Genomic DNA, 19231 nt, shown 5'->3' with positions numbered 1-19231 from the left:
GCTCACAAAGGGTTAGTAGAGTGATTTTGACTACTCTGGGACTTTACTGAGCTCAGCTGTCACTCGATTCAACTTCTCATTCACCGACTGTTGAATCTCATCGAGCAATCCTTTGATCTCTTGTGCTGTGTCCTCAATTCGTGTACATTTGGTTTTCACTGTGCTGAAGCGTTTGATGGAATCCCGAACTTCGTCTACTTGGGCATTAACCACTGCTGTATCGATAGAATCACTCTCACTGAGATGGTTTTGTAACGTACGCATTCGCGCCCAGTTGTATGCGATTTGTAGAAAGCCAGGCTCTATTTCATCATCTTCGTCAGCGCGGAGGGCAACTGAGAGAATTTTTTGGTCAAACTCCTGGAAATATCCAATTTTATTCGGGACATAGGATTCGCACTCTGTAATGAAAATCCCATAGTCAGCAGCTCGATTTTCCAAGGCCTCTTCCATCTCCTGTTTAATCTTATTTTGACTGTACCCCTTCTCACTCTTTGCTTCAAGTACTACTCGCTGTCCGGTTTCACCAAGTGTAATTACATGATCGCCAACATCGCGACCAGGAATCTCTCCTTCCTTGTCCCCTGTGGGCTCATGTATATCATTGGTCCCATAGACAATCTCACCAAGAAGTTCTCCTACAATCTCTTCGAACTCATCCCCCTTCTCCCAACTTCGACGTTTCATCTCCTTTTTCACCTCCTTCTCTTCGAGCTTGTCGTGTATCGAACGGAATTCTTCTTTCATTCGAACCTCTAACCGATTTGTAGGGGTTCCTTGCTTATCTGGGTCCAATGCCTGCTGAATCATTTCTCCGTCTTCACCGAGAACTGCATCTAGCCGTTTTTCAAATTCACCTCCTTCACCGAATGCATCAATCATCTGGCTTTGAAGGGTACCATCATTACCGAGATATTCATCAAATGCTTCCGAAAGTTCACCGCCATCTCCAAACCGAGTTTCCAGTTCGGCTCTCATCTCGTCGATCTCAGATTGGAACGAATCTTGAAGAAGCGAGAATTCACGTTTGACAAACTCAACGTCTTTTGAAGTCTCGGAGAGTTCCAGTGTTGAGACACCGATTTTGATCGCTCGTTGCAGTGCGTGCGATCTTTCAGTTGTGGGAAAGTCAGAAAGGTAATCTACGATGTCTGAATCGTTGATTGTCAAGTCTTGAATGGTGACGGCGTTTTGTTCCGGTAATAGTTCAATGGGTTGTGAGGCTGTCATAATAGGCATCGTGCGTCTATGACAATAACTCTCAGGGAGTTTCCGAGAATGAACTATTCTCGCACCCCCAAAACCAAAATCCGAACTGACTCGTCCTAAGTCACACCCAATTCACTACCACCGAAGCAGTTTTGTTTCCGGGAATAGCCGACAAGCCAGAGAAACCGGAAACCCATGCAAATCAGACCATACCCAACCAAAGACGGCCGTCGAGTCTGGCTCTCACGCGACGACCAACACCAACTCCTCAGTGTCTATCGAGACGAACGCCCCCGAAGACACCTTGCGCTCCAACTTGGGCTCCATGGACTTCGCAGCGACGAAGTCCGAACTGTTGCCCGTGAACACTTCCGGCCCCTTGAAGGTGAAGACGCCGACCAGTGGAAGCTCATCATCCCAGATGGGAAAACAGGAATGAGAGAATGCCCCGTTTCAGTCGACGTTCGTCGAACCGCTACGCTCCTCTCGAATGCAGCTGGTCTTCGAAAAGATGAACCACTCCTCGATGTCACCACCAAGACTCTCAGGAACTGGATTCAAGAAGCTCGAGAGTCTGTCGCTGAGCAAACAACTAATCCACGAGAACAGGGCCTCTGGCACGACGTTGGAATGCACGATCTCCGGAGAACCTGGGCCACGGACACCTACTACAGTTTAGCGTTCTCTGGCGTGCCCATCGCAGAGCAACTCACTATGGGTTGGGGTGGATGGGCGATGACTGCTAGTGGTCGAGAGACATTCAGAGAAAATTATCTGGGGCCCGAGCCAGATCACATTGCTCGGAAAGCGATGGAATATCTTGCATATATCCAGTAGAAAGTACACTCGAAATGGTCGTCTGGTTCGGAACGTGTAGATATTCGGCTCTGTTGAAACTCTTTGCCTTTGACAATACCCACGTGCTGAATATAGAGGGTGTATTCAGCAGGTCGTTCATATTTTTTCAACTACCCATCGCCAAAATAACTGATAACTCCTTCTCGTGTATGTAACATTAATCGCCGCTTGAAACGTAGGCGATACAACACGATGATTGAATTCGAATGCCGAAATGTGTATAACGAGTGGCTTATCGTTGCAAAAGGAGGTATACCAGACGCAGTAACGTGGACGGTTAGAGATGAGCGTGGGCAGGAAGCAGAGTACTATGTTCCGTTGGAAGACCTCGTAGGACTCTACGAATGTTCCCTCCACGAAATCACGACGGCGGAACATCCGATGATGGAAAGTGAATGGTTCAAACTCACTCAATACGGCGAGCAAGTCCACCTCCGTGTCGGCACGATAGTCTTCGAGACGACATACGACGAACTCAGACAGGCCCTCGAACCGTTCCTCACCGAAGTGTTCATCAGACTTGATGGGATATCGAACCCTGCTCGCATGGAGGAGGTGTTCGAATGGACCGATTCCAAATGGCCGCTCCTTACCGACTTCGAGGAAATCTATGCCGACCTATCGCGTAGTGAGGACTAAATGGACTCTCGAATGTGACTTCGAGAGCTGCCTGTGAGATTCAACTGTAGCGACCCTTTCTCTTCTGTAGTTACTGATAGACCGCCCCTCATTCGGTGTGAGATGTGTGCTGCATACGCGCTCTCTATTCAGCACGGCTGCTTGAACCTATCACCGATTGAGGGTTTCAACAAGGCCAGATATTCATATCCCCACACGTCGAATAGTGTGAAATACCCAATGTTAGATGGGCGTGGTCGATTCACGCTCCCCAAAGAGCTCCGAGAACAATTTGGAGAGCACTATCACATCGTCCAACTCGAAGACAGCATCAAACTGGTTCCAATCGAAGACGACCCGTTCAATGGACTGTAATCTGAGTTCAAGAGCGTCTAGAAAAAACAGTCTCTATTGAAGGAAGCCGGTGCTGTGGTCCCGTGGATACTATAGATTCACTCAATTATTCGATGGTGCCCAAGTCATTCCTGGCAAACAGTTAACTGAACATCTTGAGTTTGGGTTAGTTATCGATATGTCTGAGCAAATTCCTAATATCTCTGAACTCCAGATGGGTAAACAGTACCACCGAGTTGCTTTACACGAGAAATATGGTGGTGCAAGATATCGTGGAATTGCGCCCTCCGCAAAACAACCCTATATCTTCATTTTCACTGGCACATCAGGAGAACAACATGGCTATATTGACGAATTCGAGGGAGATACGTTCATCTACACCGGGGAGGGGCAGGTTGGGGATATGGAGTGGAGGGAAGGAAACAAAGCAATCCGAAATCACAAAAAAGACGGAAGGGAGATTCACCTTTTCGAAAGCACTGACGAAGCATGGATCGTAACCTACGTAGGCCAATTCGAATGCTCTGGCTGGAGAGTAGAGGATCTCAAAGATACAAACGGGAATTGGCGGAAAGGATTCCGATTCAAACTCGATCCTGTTAGTGAACAAATCGACCTTGACGTGTCGAGCTTAGACGAACTTGAATTAGACGAACTTTTCCAGCGAGCAGTAGAGGCCTCCTCGAAGTCAGAGAACGACGAACCACGTGAATCTACACGAGCGTCCTATTCTAGCTCAGAGCTGGTCAAAGCGTACGCTCGGCGCATAGCAGATGGAATATGCCAGGGTTGTGGGGAATCTGCACCGTTCACAGATAAGAACGGCAACCCATTCTTAGAAGTACACCATCTATTCCGCCGAACCGATGGGGGCCCAGACCATCCGCACAATGTAATTGCAATTTGTCCCAACTGCCACCGACGAGTTCACTATGGCGAGGACGGAGAGGAATTCAATCAGCGGCTCATAGAACAAGCAAAATAAAACACGATAGGATCTACTAATGCTGGAACTCTTCTCGCCCTAACAATCTCAGTCGCCACTCGCCATCGCCTTCGTGTCGAACATGTACCGACTGTCCCTCCACAATCTCTCCATCCTCATCGACGAGTCCTTCGAGCCGAAGATCGTCTTTTGACAAACTCACGTAACCAGACCCATCGATTGCTCTGAGTTTTCGAATCGCCATTGACAGCAGTCCGTCGATACACCCCTACATAAGCCTTGGTGGAGTAGTAGGGTGACCCACCTACAGAGTGGCTATTTTCCTGACAGTTATCCCGAGAGGTAGCGACGCGGTCGGTATCGGGCGCGCGCGAAACAGGCGTCCGGTATCGACTATGACTCAGCAAACTCACGGCCCCGAGAGGCCGCACAGCAGTGACGTACTACTATGGTGGGATTGTCGAGGGAGGGTTCAGACGCGGCACCACGCACCACCACCAGATCAAGGAGCGCTCTCGCCTGAAACGAGAGTTCATTCATGAAATTCAAATTCAATTCACACACAGCGCTCGCAGTGCTGCTTGCTGCGATCCTGCTCGCCGTCCCCGTAGCCGGCGCAGTCGTCGGCGGCGTCAACTGGAGCGCAGACGCAGCACCCGCACCCGAACACCACTACGACGTCACCAAATCCGTCCACAAAATGGACTGGGGCGTCACAGACGAAGACGCACGAAAATACGAAAACGACGAAGGCGACGTCGTCAAGATGGAAGCGCAGGTCAACCAATCAAGCGACCTGCTCAACCCCTACAGCTTCACCGCCACACACGTCAACGACTCCGACTGGGGCGCATTCCCCCACGAAGAAGAGAACGTGAGCGCGCTCGACGCAGGCGAATGGAGCGTCGACAACGCCGGCGCAACTAGCGGCAGCGGCAACGCCGCCGCCAACGTCGAAGTCGCCTCCGACGTTGACGCCATTCGGTTCCAGACCGACGGCGCAATGGCCGGCGGCGACACCGTCGTCTACACGTTCAACAATTTCTCGGTCACGAGTGACGAGAACAAGCGGTTCATGCAGGTTGGCATGGACATCGACACGCTCGACTCGGGCACTATCGTCGAGGTAGCCGTCATCGACGAAGACGGCGACGAAAAAGTCAGTGAAGTCAACACCTCCCGGTCGAGTGGCGAGGACTTCATCGCCAACGCCACGGGCGACGGCTACGTCTTCCAGCGCCAACTCGGCGAGATGACGACTGTCGCGAACGGCGATGGCACCTTCGACAACATCGAGAGTGTCGAAGTTCGGGTCATCGACGGCGACGCAGACGTCTCGGTCTCGCTGCTCAACCTCGAAAAGCTCAGCAAGTACCAGCTGGGCATCGAGAAGTACGAGAACGCAGACGAAGACATCAAAACCCGTGAGATCTACGAGGTCAAGACTGTAGGCGCGATTTCGGTTCACTCGCTGTCGACGCTCGGCTCGTGGGCAGACGACGCAGAAATCCGCGACCTCACCTTCTCGGCCATCGGCACCGCCGATCTCACCGGAGACGAGGACATTATGGCCGAGTTTGAACAGACCGACAAGTACCCTGGCTACCACGGCACCGCAACGATCTACGTGCGGATGGGGCCAGCGGACTCCTACGACCTGAGCTACGCGAACGCAGAGTTCGTCGAAGAACAGCAGGTCACCGAAGACCGCATTATCTCGGTGGAACTCGCGGAGGGCGTGAGCGAGGACACTGAACTCGAAAACATCTCTGACTCTGAGTGGTCGGACAAGACCTCGCTCTACACGGGCGAAGGAACGAACGTCACGCTCGACTCAACGATTCAGCCCGGCTCACTCCACGTCGTGAAGTACGAGCTGAAACTCGACGAAGAGCAGTTCATGGCGCTGCAGCAGAGTCAGTCTGCGGGTGGCTTCCAAGAGGATGGTGGCCTGCTGGCGGGCTTCATGAACTGGATCATGGCCGGATTCGCAACGATTGCGGGCTCGCTGGCCGTGCTCACGAAGTTCGGCAAATCAGACGACACGGGGGCATAGGCCGATGGCATCTGACGACCCGCGGCTGAACAAAGCCCTGTCCTACTTCACCACAGCGGACGACCGCTGGGAGACGTTTGGCGAGGCGTTCGTCGGGATTCTCGGTGGCCTCATGCTCGCGGTTGGCGCGGGCTTTGCGGCTGGCATCGATGCAGTCACAGGCTTTTTCACGGGCCTCATCGACGCCTTCGGGCTCGGCGGGGTGACGTGGATTAACGCCATCACCACCGCACCGGCTGGCTTCATCGGGCAAGCATTCGATAGCGCGGCACGGTCGATAGACACGGGGGCGTTCGCGGAACTCGGCCCATTCCTGCCGTGGATTGCCACGCTTGTCTCGATCGGCGTCGTCTCCATCGTCGCCTGGTACCTGGATCGCCGCGATTCAGACGTCCCAGGATTGGGAATCGACCTGCCGTTCATCGGCAACGATTCGGACGGCGAGGAGGACTAACCCATGGCTGGCTGGCGAACCGCGCCCGACGCTGCGATTTTGGGGGTAACTCATGGTCAATAGCCAAGACGCAGCCCAGGGCGGGATTGACAAGACCACGCTTGCAGAGCGGTTCGTCGAGGACGAAACAAAACTCAGGTGGGCGAAGATTGCGACGGCCGTTGCGAGCAGCATTCTCGCGGTCATCGTCGGCGGCTACATCCGCATTGTTGAGTCGCTTGTTGGCGTCCAAGTGTGGGCTGTCTCCGGCTTCGGAGAGTTCCTCGCGACGCTCGTGCGTGAGTCACTCGGTGGCTCTGCCGCGCTCGTTATTGAGTCGTGGCAAGTCGGCTTCGTCGAGGCGACACAGACCGGTCCGTTTGCGCCGCTCGTACTCACAGCTGAAGCCATCGTCATCCTCTCAGTGATTGCATTGCTGTGGGAGCGGAGGCCGTACGCATGAGCACGAGCCCGGACGGCTCGTTCGACGGCGGGGACGGCGACGACGCGAATTTTCAGGGCGCAGGCACCAGCGACGGCGACGACTCACCGGCGACTGTCACCGAGAGTGCGGTCGATTGGGACAGCCTCGCGGGCGTTCCTGGCGAACTCAAGAAATTCGCGAAGAACCCCAAGACGTTCATTCTCGGGACGGTCATCGTCTGGCTCGTTAAAACGCTCATCATCACGCCCACGCAGTACACGATCGCGTTCATCGACCTCGCGTTTCAGAAGGTCGAGGACATGATCGGGATGTCACTCGACTCGGTGGGCCTTGGTCTTGCGCCCGTCGCGACAGCGGTCACCTCGATTCCGTCGATGATTCTCGGCTCAATGCGCGGCGGTCTCGTGAACCTCGGCCTTGGGGCTCCCCTTGCAGGGACGCTCGCCGCAGTCGTGGTCGCGTTCGTCTTCGGCGCGCTCGTGGTCATCATCTTGCGCGTGGTCGCAGACGTCGTGCCTGGTGTGGGAGGGTTGATTCGATGAATCGACTTCTCGCAACCGTGGGCGGGACGCTGCTGTCCATCGGTGGGGGCGCGTGGTTCCTCCTGACTGGTCTGCTTGACCCGTCGTTTCTGGCACACCCGAGCCTGTACTATCCAGCCGTTAGCTTGTTCAGCAAATACATCGGGCCGAAACTGCTGCCGGGGGTGCCGTGGGACGGCATCTTCCTGATGGCAGCGGTGGTGATGTTCGGCTCAATGCTCGTCGGATTAGACAAAAAACGAAAGAAGCGAAACAACTCATGACACCGAATAACCGACAGACAACGGAACAGAACGCCCGCGAGGTGGGCGCATGAACGTACTTGCGTGGCTTGCTCAGCATTGGCTCTGGGCGGTCGCTGGACTCGTCGTATTCGTCTTTGGCGTCTGGACAGTCCAAGAGTATCAACGCGGAAACACCGGCTACGACGCCGGCATCATCGTTGGTCATAAGGCTCGACGATGGACGGGTGGTATCACCGGCTTCTTCGCCGCAGCGAGCGTCGGCCTGCTCGGCGCGCTCTGGGAAGCGTCGATGAACCTCTCTGAGTTCGGAAACCTGCTTGGGGAGATCATCGCGTCGGCGCCCCAGATGATTGGGGGGATTGTCCTTGGTGGACTCGGCGCGCTCGGTCTTGAGGGGACCGTGGCGCTTTCGGGCGTACAACTGCTCGGGCTGACGCTCATCATCATGGGTGGCGCGACTATCGTCGCAAATCGCACGAAGAGGGCTCGCAAGCGTGAGGAAGCACGCCAATCGCGTGGGCGGAGGTCGCGATAGTCGTGCGGCGAGCTGTCGTTGCGCTTTGCCTCGTGCTCGTGGTCGCTGGTTTATTCGTGCCTGCCGCGGTCGCTCAGAGCGACGAGCAGGCGACGACGACAGAGATCAGTCTGCAACAGCTGCAAGCCGGTGGCGAGAAACCCGCCAACGCACCCGACTCAGTCCGTGCGAGTGGTACCTACGGCGAATACGCCGTTCAAACGCTCCCGACTGGCATCTGGGTTCCTGAAGGCGAGGACTCGGCGTTGTGGTCGTTCATGGCCCCTGGCGAGACCGTGAAACGCAACCACCTGCAGCTTCATTCGAAGCGCGGCTACGGCCTCGATGTTAAGAATCTGACCGTCCGCCTTGCCTACTACAAAATCACCGAGAAGGCGGTGCAAACCGAGAATGGAACCGTCACTCGGCAGGTGGCGACGAACGTCACCACGCAGTCGGTGTCGGCCACCGTGCCCGGTGGCTACTCGCCCCCGATTCGTATCGACCTGAAACCGCACTATGATGAACCTGTGCGGGTCGTCATGTGCGTCCAAGAGGAGGGCGAGTCGAACTGTCTGACGAACCCGACAAAGACGCGGTGGCATTTCATCCACCACTCGTCGAAAGCGGCACAGGGCGTGCAGACGACCTCGGCGGGTGGCCGACTTGCCTGGGCGTTCGGATTCATCGTGCTCCCGTTCAGCGGCTTCACCGCCAGCACCTTGTTCGTTGGTCGGAAGGTCGTGCGGAAAGCTCGCGCGAGCCCGGACATCTCGCTGCTCGTCTGGGTGCTCGCACTCATCGGAATCGTGGTCGCGATGTTGTTGTTTTGGGATCAAATCAGCAACACCCTGATTACGGCGCCGTGGGTGCTTGCCATCCTCGGCGGCATCCTGCTCGGGATTCTCGCCGTCGAATGGTTCGGTGACGAGACCTACCTCGCGCTGTTCTTGCGCTTGCGGCAGTCGGATGCGACCGACCCGTCCGTACTCGGCGGCGCAACCAACGATGAGGATGTTGTCGATGTCTCTCCCGCGACCGATGGCGGCTCGACGAAGGTAAATCTCGAACAAGCGCCCGGACGACTCGTCGCCGATGCGTTCGTGCAACGCATGGTGCGCGGGAGCGACGGCACGCGGTCAGCCATCCGAAGCGGGTTCTGGAAGTTCATCGCGCGGTTCCGGGGCGCTCGCGCCGATCTCGAAGCGCAGGGCAACCTGCACACTCGCATCGACGTCGAGGGCGGCCCATACAGCGAACTCTATTTACTCGACCCAGAGACGGACTCGCCGGCTGCATACCAGCCTGAGAGCCATCGTATCGAGTTCCCTGAACTGCGCTACCGTGACGACGACGGCAACGCAGTGACGAACTGGAGAGCCATTCTCGGCGGCCTCGCGGGGCTCAGCGCCTCGTATCTGCTCGGGTCGTTGTTGCTTGATTCGGGCGTGATTGGCCTGCTCGTCGGCGGCGGTGTCCTGTTCGTGTGGAAGGTCGCAACTCCCGTGCCCGGATTCTTCCGCATCAAACTCGCGCCCGTGCATTACGGGAACGCGCTGGCGACGATCATCAACCACGCCGACAAGCTGGGTGACGTGAAGTCGTGGGACTCGCTGTTCGAGATGCACCACCGCGAGAAGGCCGCGAACAAAGCCGATAACAAAGCGCTCGCCGGGAAGGCCTCGGCCTCGCAGATGGATGAGATCGCAGAGCGCTACGTCGGCAACCAAGAGCCAGAGGAGGACGACGATGAGTGAGGCCGCGCTTTCGGCGCACAGTCGCGTCGCTGACGCACTCGGTGACGCGCCCCCCGTCAGTGACCGGCCAGCGCTGGCAAAATTGTCTGCCGACCAAATCAACGTCTTCTCTGCGTTGCTCGATGGCTTCGACGACCGCTGTGCTATCCTCACGTGGATGCAGGCGGTCTCGATTCAGACGCTTGGGCAACTCGACGACGACTGGTTCCCACGCCTGGCGTGCGACGCCGACGTCGTCTCTGCCCTGCTCGGTGCGCCGTGGGGTCCCATCAAGGTGGTCTCGCCCGGACGGATTCGAGAGATTCGCCTCGGAATCGCGGCCAAAGACCTGCTGCCTGCGACGCAGGCGGCGAACCGCGAGTTCCGATGGACAGCCTCAGACTACCACACAGATGAGCAGGGCGAGGCTCCTGACCCGACGAAGCAACGCCATCCCGGGATGCGCCCGGGAATGTCGCTGCTCGACGACGCCGGCGCGTGGACGCTGTCGCGCTTGCTCGATGGCTTCGACAAGCCCGAGGCGTTCCTCATATGGGGCCAGTACGCCGTGAGTGCGACCTACTCCGAACTCGAATCATCGACGATAGAGGACGCGTATTTCGACCTCGAAGTGCGCGCGAGATTGACTGACAAAACGAGCGCCCGCGCAAGGTTCTTCCGCGAGTCGTGGGCGGCTGAGTATCTGCTTCCCGGTTTCAACAAGGCGGCTGCGCGGTTGGCCGCTCGCACCACTGAGGTGCCCGAGACGCACGCGACGAAACCAACCACTCCACGAGGATAAAATGTCAAATAATGCTACCCCACCGAAGGGGCATGACTGGGGCGAGCGGACCCAGCAGTCCGTCTCGCACACTGCACCGAAATACTGGAAAACAGACGCCTACGAGATTCGACAACGCTACGGCATCCCGCCACTCGACATCTCGGCGTTCGACGCGAAGAACCGCCAAGACGGCCAAATCACCTCGGACATCTACCCCGATATGGTCGTCCACGAACGAAACCCGACGCTGACGCGCTCACCAAAAGGCACGGACTGCTTCTTCCTCGGAGAGCGTGGCTGCGGGAAGACCACGCTCGCGGGCAACCTTGTCGCGCGCGTCATGGACGACCGCGTGGTCGTCGACGGCGAGGAAGTCGAGGTCGAGCCGAACGACGCGCTCTGGCGCGGCTCGTCGCGCCGGTCGGGCTGGCTGCACTTCCGAAACTGGACGACGCTGTGGCTGCCAACGCACGCAAGCGTCGAGGCCGCCTGGATGCGCGAAGACGACGATCCCGGCGACGAGCCGATGGACGTCGTCGAGACCGTGGCCGACGTGGTTCGCGACGTTGTCTTCTACGACGACGTACTCGACCTCGTCAGCAAGCTGGGCGAGCGCACACCTGGGTCGTTCCACGTCATCTACCCTGACCCGTCGTTCAGTGGGTGTGAGGAGCTGACCGCAGAGAGCGACCGCGTGGCTGGCTCGCTGCCGTTCGTGCCTCGCTGGGAGGCTGACAAGAAGACGCCGGCGACGCCCGTCGTCGATTGGTGGTTTGCGTTCATGCTCGCTCGCGTCGAGCACGGGCCGTTTCGATTCCAGTCGTTGTTTTTCGACGAAATCGGTGACTGGGTGCCCGAACGCGCAAAGAACGAGAAGGGCCGCCGGCTCTACGATAAAATCGGTCTGCTTCGTGGCATCTGGGCGGACTCGCGGCGTGCGCTGTTGTCGATTTACAACTTTGGTCACTACGAGGAGAACGTTCACAACGACATCCGACGCGAGCACAAGTGGCGCGTGCAGATGCCCGATGGTACCCCGAACCCGACGAAGGTGCCGCGGTCGAGCATCCCGGTCGGCTACAAAACCGTGCCGATGCACTCGGACATCATGTCTTGGCGGTCGATTGGTGAGGCGCTCTGTTTCACCCAGAGCAAGATGTCGCTGTTTGGGTGGGGCGATATCCCCGGCCTCGACGAGGACGCGAACCGCTGGCTGCGGATTCGCCTCAGCGAGCCGGACGTGCTCCCGCAGCGGACGCAGACCGAAACGCCGTCGCAAGCGTTGGAGTTCGACGATAACGTCTTTGGTGAGTGGCAGAACCAGACCCACCACCGCCTTTACGTGAAAGACCCCGGCGAGGGGTTCATCTCGGTGACGAACCCCGACCTCGACGGGCTCGTCTCGCCGTGGGAGGAACTCACCTTCGACGATCTCCGCAACCAGGGCGACCACGTCGAGGTCGTGATGAGTGACGAGTCGACGGAAATCGTTGTGGCTCGGATTCCAACCGATTCGAAGCCTCGTCGGCCTGGGGCCGAGGGGAGCGAGGTGGGGGCATGAGCCGAAATCTCGCTGAACTTCTCGGAGTTCTGTCATCCCTCCCGCGCGCGTACTCTGAGACTGATATGGAAACACCCCCCGGGCGTGGGCGCAGTAGGGGCCCCGGCCTCTCGCGCGCGCTCGCCTCAATAGCCCTCGCGATGCTCATACTCGTGAGCGCGGTGGGCGCAGGTGCGGGCGTGGCGCTCGTGAGCGCTGGTGCGCCGGACGGAATGGTCGGCATTCCAAACGCAAACATCGTCGAGGATTATCCAACCGACGAAACGCCGCCGATTCGCGCGAGCGACTTGCACGGCTCGGTGATGACGTCGAAACACGCCGAGACGCTGGAACTGACGGTCACAACCTCACAGCGCGCTCGTGGCTATGTCTCGGGTGCAGTCATCGGCAGCGGCGACGTTGCCCTGGTGCTCACCGACGACGTGAACCACGACGGGCGTCGCGTGGCGCTTCCGGCGAAAGAGGTCGAGGCCGCACTCGGGTACGTTCCGACGGCGGCGTATATCTCGAATGAAGACGGCAGCCGGACGATGGCCCCGGTCGAGCAAACCGGTGGCCTGCTCGTGTTCGAGGTGCCGCACTTCTCGTCGAACGTCGTCACTTTCTCGGGTGAGATTCAGTTGACGGGCTCGCCTGCGGTCGACGGCGCGCAGTACAGCTACACAGTGAGCGACCTGGATGCGGTCGAAAACTTCACGCTCGATGTGACGGGTTCGACGGGCTACAACTGGGATAACTACTCGTCGGTCGAATCAGACGGCGGCACCATTCCGATTGCCGTCGATGGGACGACCTCGCCAACGGGGCCGGGTGGCTCGCCCGAAATCACGCTGACGGGCGTGGGTTCGGAAACGTGGGACAACTACACCGCGACGAAAGGCGACGGTGAGAACATCCCTATCGACGTGGGTGGGAATCTCGACCCAACCGGGCCAGCGAGCGGCTCCCCCGAGATTACGCTGACGGGCATCGGTTCGACCACCGATTACTCGCCAAGCGGGACGGCGGGCGCTGGCGACAGCGCGAGCATCACGGTCGGCGGCAACATCGACCCGACCGGCCCGGCGAGCGGGTCACCGGAAATCTCGGTGACAGCACACGCGGAGACGGTGAAAGATTCGGAGTATTCAACGTACAACCAAGAGATTGCGTCAGTCGGAGAGTGGAATGGTGTTCACACAGATTCTGAGGCGGTCATCGACCAGTCGCCACAGGGAAAAATCGAGGAAATCGCCATCGAACTCACTCGAAATGACTACTCGGGGAGTGGCCCCACGGTTGATATTTACATCAACAAAGACGGTGCAGTTGATGGGGTTCATGGCGAAGGGACGCTCGTTAAGAGTGGATGGAACCCCGGCACGACGACGGGAACCAAAACGGTCACACTAGACACAGAGTTCGACGCTGACGGCGAACCCGTGACGGTCGAATTTGTGACTACGGCGTCGCCTTCGGACGATTCCATCATCTCGTTCGGGTTCGACGGGTCGGCAACCTCTGACAAGTTCCGGTCAGAGGACACGAACGATTACACCCGGTCGTGGGCGGCGAATATTGAACTTCGGTCGTTCCCGTCTGATATGACCGTTTCAGACGGGCAGGGTAACTCGGTGACGTTCTCGGGCTATTCGGACGGTCAGAGCGGGTCGAAGGCGTTGGCGCTGTCGAAGGACGCGACCGCGCTCTCGTTCTCGGGCGGCGGCGGGTCGTGGGACTGGTCTGCGGACTACACGACCCAACAGAAAACGAAGGACGTGGGTATCGACTACGACGGCGACGCCGTGGATGAAATCACGCACACAGGCGTGCTCGATGACGGCGAAACGGCAAGCTATGCCGCGCCACTCTCGACCTCTGATTCGAGCCTCGACATCTCGACTGACAACTCAGACGTGACGGTCGACCTCGTGATGCAGGAAGTGCAGAAGACGAAAGACGTCGGCATCGACCTCGACGGCGATGCGACCGACGAGATAACGCACGCTGGCGTGCTCGACCCCGGTGAGACTGCCACCTACGACGCGCCGCTCTCACTCGCGGACGACGCGCTCGACATCTCGACGGACAACTCTGACGTGGACATCGTGCTCTCGATGCAGGAAGTGACCGAAACGACTGATCCAGCCGTCGAGGTCAACGGCAACGTGGTCTCACACTCAGGAACGCTCACCGACGGCGAGACGGTCTCGCTGAACACGAGCACGAATTGGGTGCAAGAAGGCACCAACCAAATCAACATCTCGGTGACCTCGCCGGGTGGGTCTGCCGCGCCAGGCCAAGTCGGCTTCAACTACCGCCACGAGGCCGTCGACAACCAGTCGGTGACCTACCAGGGCGAGAAATGGAGTGAGCGCTACAACGTGAGCAAGACCTATTCGAGCGACCGGCAGAACGCGACGCTCACCGTCCCATTCGACCAAACGGTGTACTCAATTCGTTCGCTCGAAGTTCGCACGAATGGTGGGGCATGGGATCCGCTCACTCCGTCTGAGTATTCGCTCTCGGAGACGACGCTGACGGCGCAACTCGGGGAAATCTCCGCAGGCGACACCATCGAGGTGCGTGCGGTCGGGAGCAAGGTCTCGGTGAACAACGGTGCAATAACGGTGACCGACCCGACGCCCGTTGGTGAGTCGCTCGACAGCGGCATCCGCATCGACGACTGGAACAACGATTCGTATATCGCCGTGGGCGGCACCGAAGACGCCCACCGCGTGCATTATCTCTACAACGAAACGTGGAACGGGAACGAGCACGCGGTCATCGCGAGCAACGGCGGCCAGCAGCTTGTGTTGCCCGCAGCCGAGGTTGGGGGCATCGCGCGGGTGTCGTCGATTCCATTGAAGGCAGAGCCATTAACGGGCGAGGTCTGGATTTCGGTGTCGTCGCCATCGAGTACGGAACCGACCTTCGAGGTTGCGCCGGGTGCGAACTATGGGGACGACGTCGAGTTCACGCACTTGGCTGCTGACTCGGGGACGAGCTACATTCTCTACTCTGAGAGCGATGGCATCCAACTCGATGCGGCTGAAGTGGGCGAGCCAGCGGTGTTCGAAGGGAGCGACCGCGAGGGGACGCTCGTGATTCGCGCCGATTCGAGCAACTCGACCTCGACCGGCCCCGTCGGAACCGGGCCGGGCGGATTCATCGGCCAGACGACGAACACGGTGGTCGAGGCGATGCCTGTGATGAATCCGGGCCTGATTGCAGTGCTCGTGCTTGCAATCATTGGATTCGCCGTTGCCTACACCGAGCGACGCACGCCAGACGGGATGCCCGTCTACCGGCGACCTATCGTCTTGCTCGCTGTGGGCGTGGCGTTCGTTCTCGGTATCCTGTTACTCGCGCCGGATGCGATTCTCGGGCCGGTTCGGACGGCGCTTTCTGCGACCCTTCCATTGGCTGGCATCGCGGGCGTGCTGCTCGTCGCCTACCTCATCTACAGCTGGCGACAGGAGAAAGAGAAGAGAGCGTCTACGCCGCAGCAAGTCTTTGAACTCGTCGGGAGGGAGAAGTAGTGTTCGAGCAGGCGATTGCAGACCTACTCTCTCGCCTTGGCGTGCGCGGCGTGAGCGTCTCGCTGCTCTTGGTGTTGGTGTCGCTCGTCGCTTGGTCGGGGCGCGCTCGCACTGCCGGCCATGTGGCCGCGAGCGGCTTGCAGACCGCACGCACCGTCGTGGTCGTCTTCTTGGGCTTGTTGCTGTTGGGACTCATCTCGATTGACCTCGGACGCGCCCAAGATCTTCTGCGGGCGCTGCCGGACGTGCAAACGCTCATCGGGTGGTTCGTATGAGCGACACAGTTTCGCGGTGTCAGACCGCGTTGCGCGACATCTGTCACGAAGCAATCCTCGATTTGTTCGACGACTATCCTGCGCGCGTTTCGTTGGAGGTGAGCTTCGAGGCGCTCGTCGAGGTCGCGCCCGGGCTTGCAGACGACGTCGTCTCACGACCCGAGACGATGTTCGACCACTTCGATGCTGCCCTCGCACAGTATCCCGACCTCGATGGAGCGATGAGTCAATCCCATGTGCGGTTCGTCGACCTGCCCGAGGACGTGACGCTGTCGGTGGGTGAGGAGCGCGTCGAGCACAAAGACCGGCTCGTTGCCTTCCAGGGACAAATCACGAAACGCACCGACGTCGGGCCACTCCTGCAGAAAGGATTTTTCGAGTGCCTGCGCTGTGGCATCGAGACCGAACTCCCACAAGGATTCGGCACGATTCGCGAGCCGTTCCAGTGCTTGGGCTGTGACACACAAGGGCCGTTTCGTTTGGTCGAGCGGATGAGTGAGTTTGAAGACCACCAGAAGGTTCGCCTGCAGCAACCACCCGAAGAAGCTGTCGACGGTGCGACGGCGTCGATTGACTGCCATTTGCTTGACGACATCTGCGGCACGATCGAGGGCGGCCAGCGCGTCACGCTCGTCGGTCAGTACGTTGCCTACTCGCACAAGCGACGCACGCGCTTCCGTAAGCGGTTCTTGGTGAATAACGTGATCCCTGAGAACGCAGACCCGCGCGAGGTTGATACGAGCGAGCACGCAGACGAGATTGAGCGTATCGCGAACACGCCCGACCCGTTGGCGACGCTCGTCGAGTCGTTTGCTCCGGGCCACAAGGGCGACGAGCACGTGAAACGCGCCATCGTGCTGCAGATTCTCGCATCTTGGGCACGGCACGCGCCGGACGGGACGTTGCATCGCGGCAAGAGCCATATCTTCCTGCTCGGTGACCCCGGCGTCGGGAAGTCGAATCTCTTGGAAGCGGCGGCGCGTCTCTCTCCTCGGTCGGCGCTCACGGATGGGACGGGCTCGTCCGCAGCGGGGCTTACCGCAGCCATCACGAAGGACGATTTCTCTGACGAGCAATTCAGCATCGAGGCTGGGACGCTCGTGCGGGCAAACAAAGGCGTGGCGGTGGTGGACGAACTCGACAAGGGCGACACGTCCGACCTGGACGCGCTGCACACGGCACTCGAAAGCCAAGAGGTGCGCGTCACCAAAGCCGGGAAGAACGCGATTCTCCCGGCGAAAACGGCGTTGCTGGCGGCGGCGAATCCGGTCGGTGGGCACTTCGACCCAGCCAACGAGTTCGTCGACGAGGTCGAGTTGCAGTCGCCGCTGCTGTCTCGGTTTGATTTGATTTTCACGATGCGCGAGGTGGAAGACCGCGAGCACGTGCGGGCGATTGGTGAGCACATGGTCGAGTCTCGGCAAACGTCAGGTGAACTCGCACGTGGCGACGAGGTGGACGCTTCGAAGCTGGATGCGGTTGAGCCAGCGATTTCGCCCGAGGTGTGGCGTGCCTACGTTATCGAGGCGCAGAAGGTGCAGCCGGTCATCAAGGACGAGTCAGTTCGTGAGCGGCTCATTGAGTGGTTTGCCGACCTCAAGACTGACCTGCCGGCGCGCTACCAGGGCGACGACGAGGGCGATCCCGATGGTCCGCCGTTGCCGGTGACAGCCCGAATGTTGGATGCAGTACAACGACTCGCAGAGGCGCACGCTCGTGCTCGGTTATCAGATGAGGTGCTCTGGTCAGACATTCAGGTTGTGACGACTCTCGTCGATAGGTCCCTGGCGGACATCGGTATAGCGCCGACCTCGAACGCTGCTCTTGGTACAGTTACTAATACTATAGAATTTGGAAGTCTCGGGATTTGAATTTTGGAGGCAAGGTTGGGAGGTTTCGCTACATCTCTCCCCCAAATTCCACTATAGACACATTCCATTCAAAAATCCGGCATGATAGACTTGGCCGCATGAACTACTTCGTCGATCAAGTGTGAACGATTCTCACTCTCAATCTCTTCTGAGGATAGAGAAGGTAGATCGATAATGACGATGGTTCCAGACGGTGTGTTTTCTTTAAACTGGATTTTACCGTGTGATTGGTTAACTATAGAATAAACGAATGATAACCCAAGACCAGCCCCATGAGAGAGGGGCTTTTCCTCTGGCTGCCAGAGTGCTTCAATCTCGACGTTAGGTATACCAACTCCAGTATCTGAAATCATCACTCGTGTCAAATCATTTTTATTAAACTCTGTAGCCACCGAAACCTCAATTTCGAGGTCCGTGCGGCTATTATGCGTGATTGCGTTCTCCAATAGTTCTTCTATTGCTTGTTGAAATAGTGGGTGAACATTGGTTGGTGCAGTAGCTGGTGTGGATAGTTTGAAATCGACTGATGAATATTCAGTTCTGAATGTCGCCACTGATTCCATTGCGATAGTAGTGATATCAACTTTGCTTGCCTTACTAGGTCCTAGGGTACGTTCGAGAAGTTGTGCTTTCTCAGTGATACTATACAACTGTTTGACATGCTTGTCCAATAGGGGAATGTATTCATCTACGTTTTCAGGAGATGGGTCATGTTTCAACATTTCAGTGGCACCGCCAAGAACTGTGAGTTCATTCCTAAGGTTGTGTCTGAGAACACGGTGCATCACAGAGAGTTGTCTGTTCAACGTACGAGATTTCTTGTACTCGGTACCGAGTTTCTTATGGCTTTTCTGAAAATTCACGTAAAAAAATCCAAGCGGAGCGCCCACTGCCGCTCCGACACCACTTGATACGAGAAGCCCATATACGGGGTCATCGATTGGTTCATTCGTCCAAACGTCAAGTGCAATATTAAACACAGAAATGGATAGAGCGATTGTGATAAGGGAAAATACAATTACCAGCATATGGAAGGCTTCCCCAACTGTCATTTTGTTTTTTGATACCCGATAACTTGCATATAGCAGTGAGAAACCGGATGAGACCGGTACAATCATTTCAGCGATCGTCCGAGAGGAGTGTTGCATATGGACAGACGCATGAGAAATACCGCCAATAACGAGGAAAAGACCGATCACAGCAAATGGGAATCCAGTATTCAATCGAATCCATTGTTCAACCGCATTCATTACCTAATACTAC

At 57.6% G+C, this 19231-nt stretch carries 17 protein-coding genes; 15 read left to right on the top strand and 2 right to left on the bottom strand.

Annotation, left to right across the window (positions count from 1 at the left end; translation table 11 throughout):
• Window positions 1-30: 30 nt before the first annotated feature.
• Entirely contained in the window at window positions 31-1230 is a 1200-nt protein-coding gene (locus V5N12_RS08605) for a hypothetical protein (protein ID WP_332898749.1), read from the bottom strand.
• Between the two features lie 1029 nt (window positions 1231-2259).
• Between V5N12_RS08605 and V5N12_RS08600 the strand changes: the two genes are divergently transcribed.
• The 15 genes from V5N12_RS08600 to V5N12_RS08530 all read left to right on the top strand — a co-directional run bounded on the left by V5N12_RS08600 (window position 2260) and on the right by V5N12_RS08530 (window position 17968).
• Window positions 2260-2706, top strand: a complete 447-nt coding sequence (locus V5N12_RS08600) for a hypothetical protein (RefSeq protein ID WP_332898748.1) — start codon at window positions 2260-2262, stop codon at window positions 2704-2706.
• Window positions 2707-2925: 219 nt separating this feature from the next.
• The gene (locus V5N12_RS08595; protein WP_332898747.1) at window positions 2926-3060 is read left to right on the top strand and encodes an AbrB/MazE/SpoVT family DNA-binding domain-containing protein; all 135 of its coding nucleotides are present in this window, start codon (window positions 2926-2928) and stop codon (window positions 3058-3060) included.
• 157 nt (window positions 3061-3217) lie between these two features.
• Window positions 3218-4024, top strand: a complete 807-nt coding sequence (locus V5N12_RS08590) for an HNH endonuclease (protein ID WP_332898746.1) — start codon at window positions 3218-3220, stop codon at window positions 4022-4024.
• 499 nt (window positions 4025-4523) lie between these two features.
• Window positions 4524-6041, top strand: a complete 1518-nt coding sequence (locus V5N12_RS08585; protein ID WP_332898745.1) for a hypothetical protein — start codon at window positions 4524-4526, stop codon at window positions 6039-6041.
• Between the two features lie 4 nt (window positions 6042-6045).
• Entirely contained in the window at window positions 6046-6495 is a 450-nt protein-coding gene (locus V5N12_RS08580) for a hypothetical protein (RefSeq protein ID WP_332898744.1), read from the top strand.
• A gap of 52 nt (window positions 6496-6547) precedes the next feature.
• Window positions 6548-6937 carry a hypothetical protein gene (locus tag V5N12_RS08575; RefSeq protein WP_332898743.1) on the top strand — a complete coding sequence of 130 codons (390 nt, stop codon included), beginning with the start codon at window positions 6548-6550 and terminating at the stop codon, window positions 6935-6937.
• Window positions 6934-7461, top strand: coding sequence for a hypothetical protein (locus V5N12_RS08570; RefSeq protein WP_332898742.1), 528 nt, complete (start codon window positions 6934-6936; stop codon window positions 7459-7461). The genes V5N12_RS08575 and V5N12_RS08570 overlap by 4 nt, the downstream gene beginning before the upstream one ends.
• Entirely contained in the window at window positions 7458-7724 is a 267-nt protein-coding gene (locus V5N12_RS08565; protein ID WP_332898741.1) for a hypothetical protein, read from the top strand. Before V5N12_RS08570 ends, V5N12_RS08565 begins: the two co-directional genes overlap by 4 nt.
• Before the next feature lie 49 nt (window positions 7725-7773).
• Entirely contained in the window at window positions 7774-8241 is a 468-nt protein-coding gene (locus V5N12_RS08560) for a hypothetical protein (RefSeq protein WP_332898740.1), read from the top strand.
• Window positions 8242-8243: 2 nt separating this feature from the next.
• Window positions 8244-9977, top strand: coding sequence for a hypothetical protein (locus V5N12_RS08555; protein ID WP_332898739.1), 1734 nt, complete (start codon window positions 8244-8246; stop codon window positions 9975-9977).
• A complete protein-coding gene (locus V5N12_RS08550) occupies window positions 9970-10758 on the top strand; it encodes a hypothetical protein (RefSeq protein WP_332898738.1) in 789 nt (262 codons plus the stop codon). Before V5N12_RS08555 ends, V5N12_RS08550 begins: the two co-directional genes overlap by 8 nt.
• A 1-nt stretch (window position 10759) precedes the next feature.
• Window positions 10760-12301: a hypothetical protein gene (locus V5N12_RS08545; RefSeq protein WP_332898737.1), complete on the top strand. Its 1542-nt coding sequence runs from the start codon at window positions 10760-10762 to the stop codon at window positions 12299-12301.
• Window positions 12302-12366: 65 nt separating this feature from the next.
• On the top strand, window positions 12367-15822 hold the full coding sequence (locus tag V5N12_RS08540; RefSeq protein ID WP_332898736.1) for a hypothetical protein: 3456 nt from the start codon (window positions 12367-12369) through the stop codon (window positions 15820-15822).
• Complete coding sequence (locus tag V5N12_RS08535) at window positions 15822-16097, top strand: hypothetical protein (protein ID WP_332898735.1); 276 nt, start codon at window positions 15822-15824, stop codon at window positions 16095-16097. The genes V5N12_RS08540 and V5N12_RS08535 overlap by 1 nt, the downstream gene beginning before the upstream one ends.
• A complete protein-coding gene (locus tag V5N12_RS08530) occupies window positions 16094-17968 on the top strand; it encodes a minichromosome maintenance protein MCM (RefSeq protein ID WP_332898734.1) in 1875 nt (624 codons plus the stop codon). The genes V5N12_RS08535 and V5N12_RS08530 overlap by 4 nt, the downstream gene beginning before the upstream one ends.
• Before the next feature lie 68 nt (window positions 17969-18036).
• Here the strand turns inward: V5N12_RS08530 and V5N12_RS08525 are convergent, their stop codons facing one another.
• Window positions 18037-19218, bottom strand: coding sequence for a sensor histidine kinase (locus tag V5N12_RS08525; RefSeq protein WP_332898733.1), 1182 nt, complete (start codon window positions 19216-19218; stop codon window positions 18037-18039).
• Window positions 19219-19231: the final 13 nt, after the last annotated feature.

It is taken from the genome of Haladaptatus sp. CMSO5 (assembly GCF_036689885.1).
Lineage (GTDB): Archaea > Halobacteriota > Halobacteria > Halobacteriales > Halococcaceae > QDMS2.
This window is presented reverse-complemented; position numbering and strand designations above follow the sequence as displayed.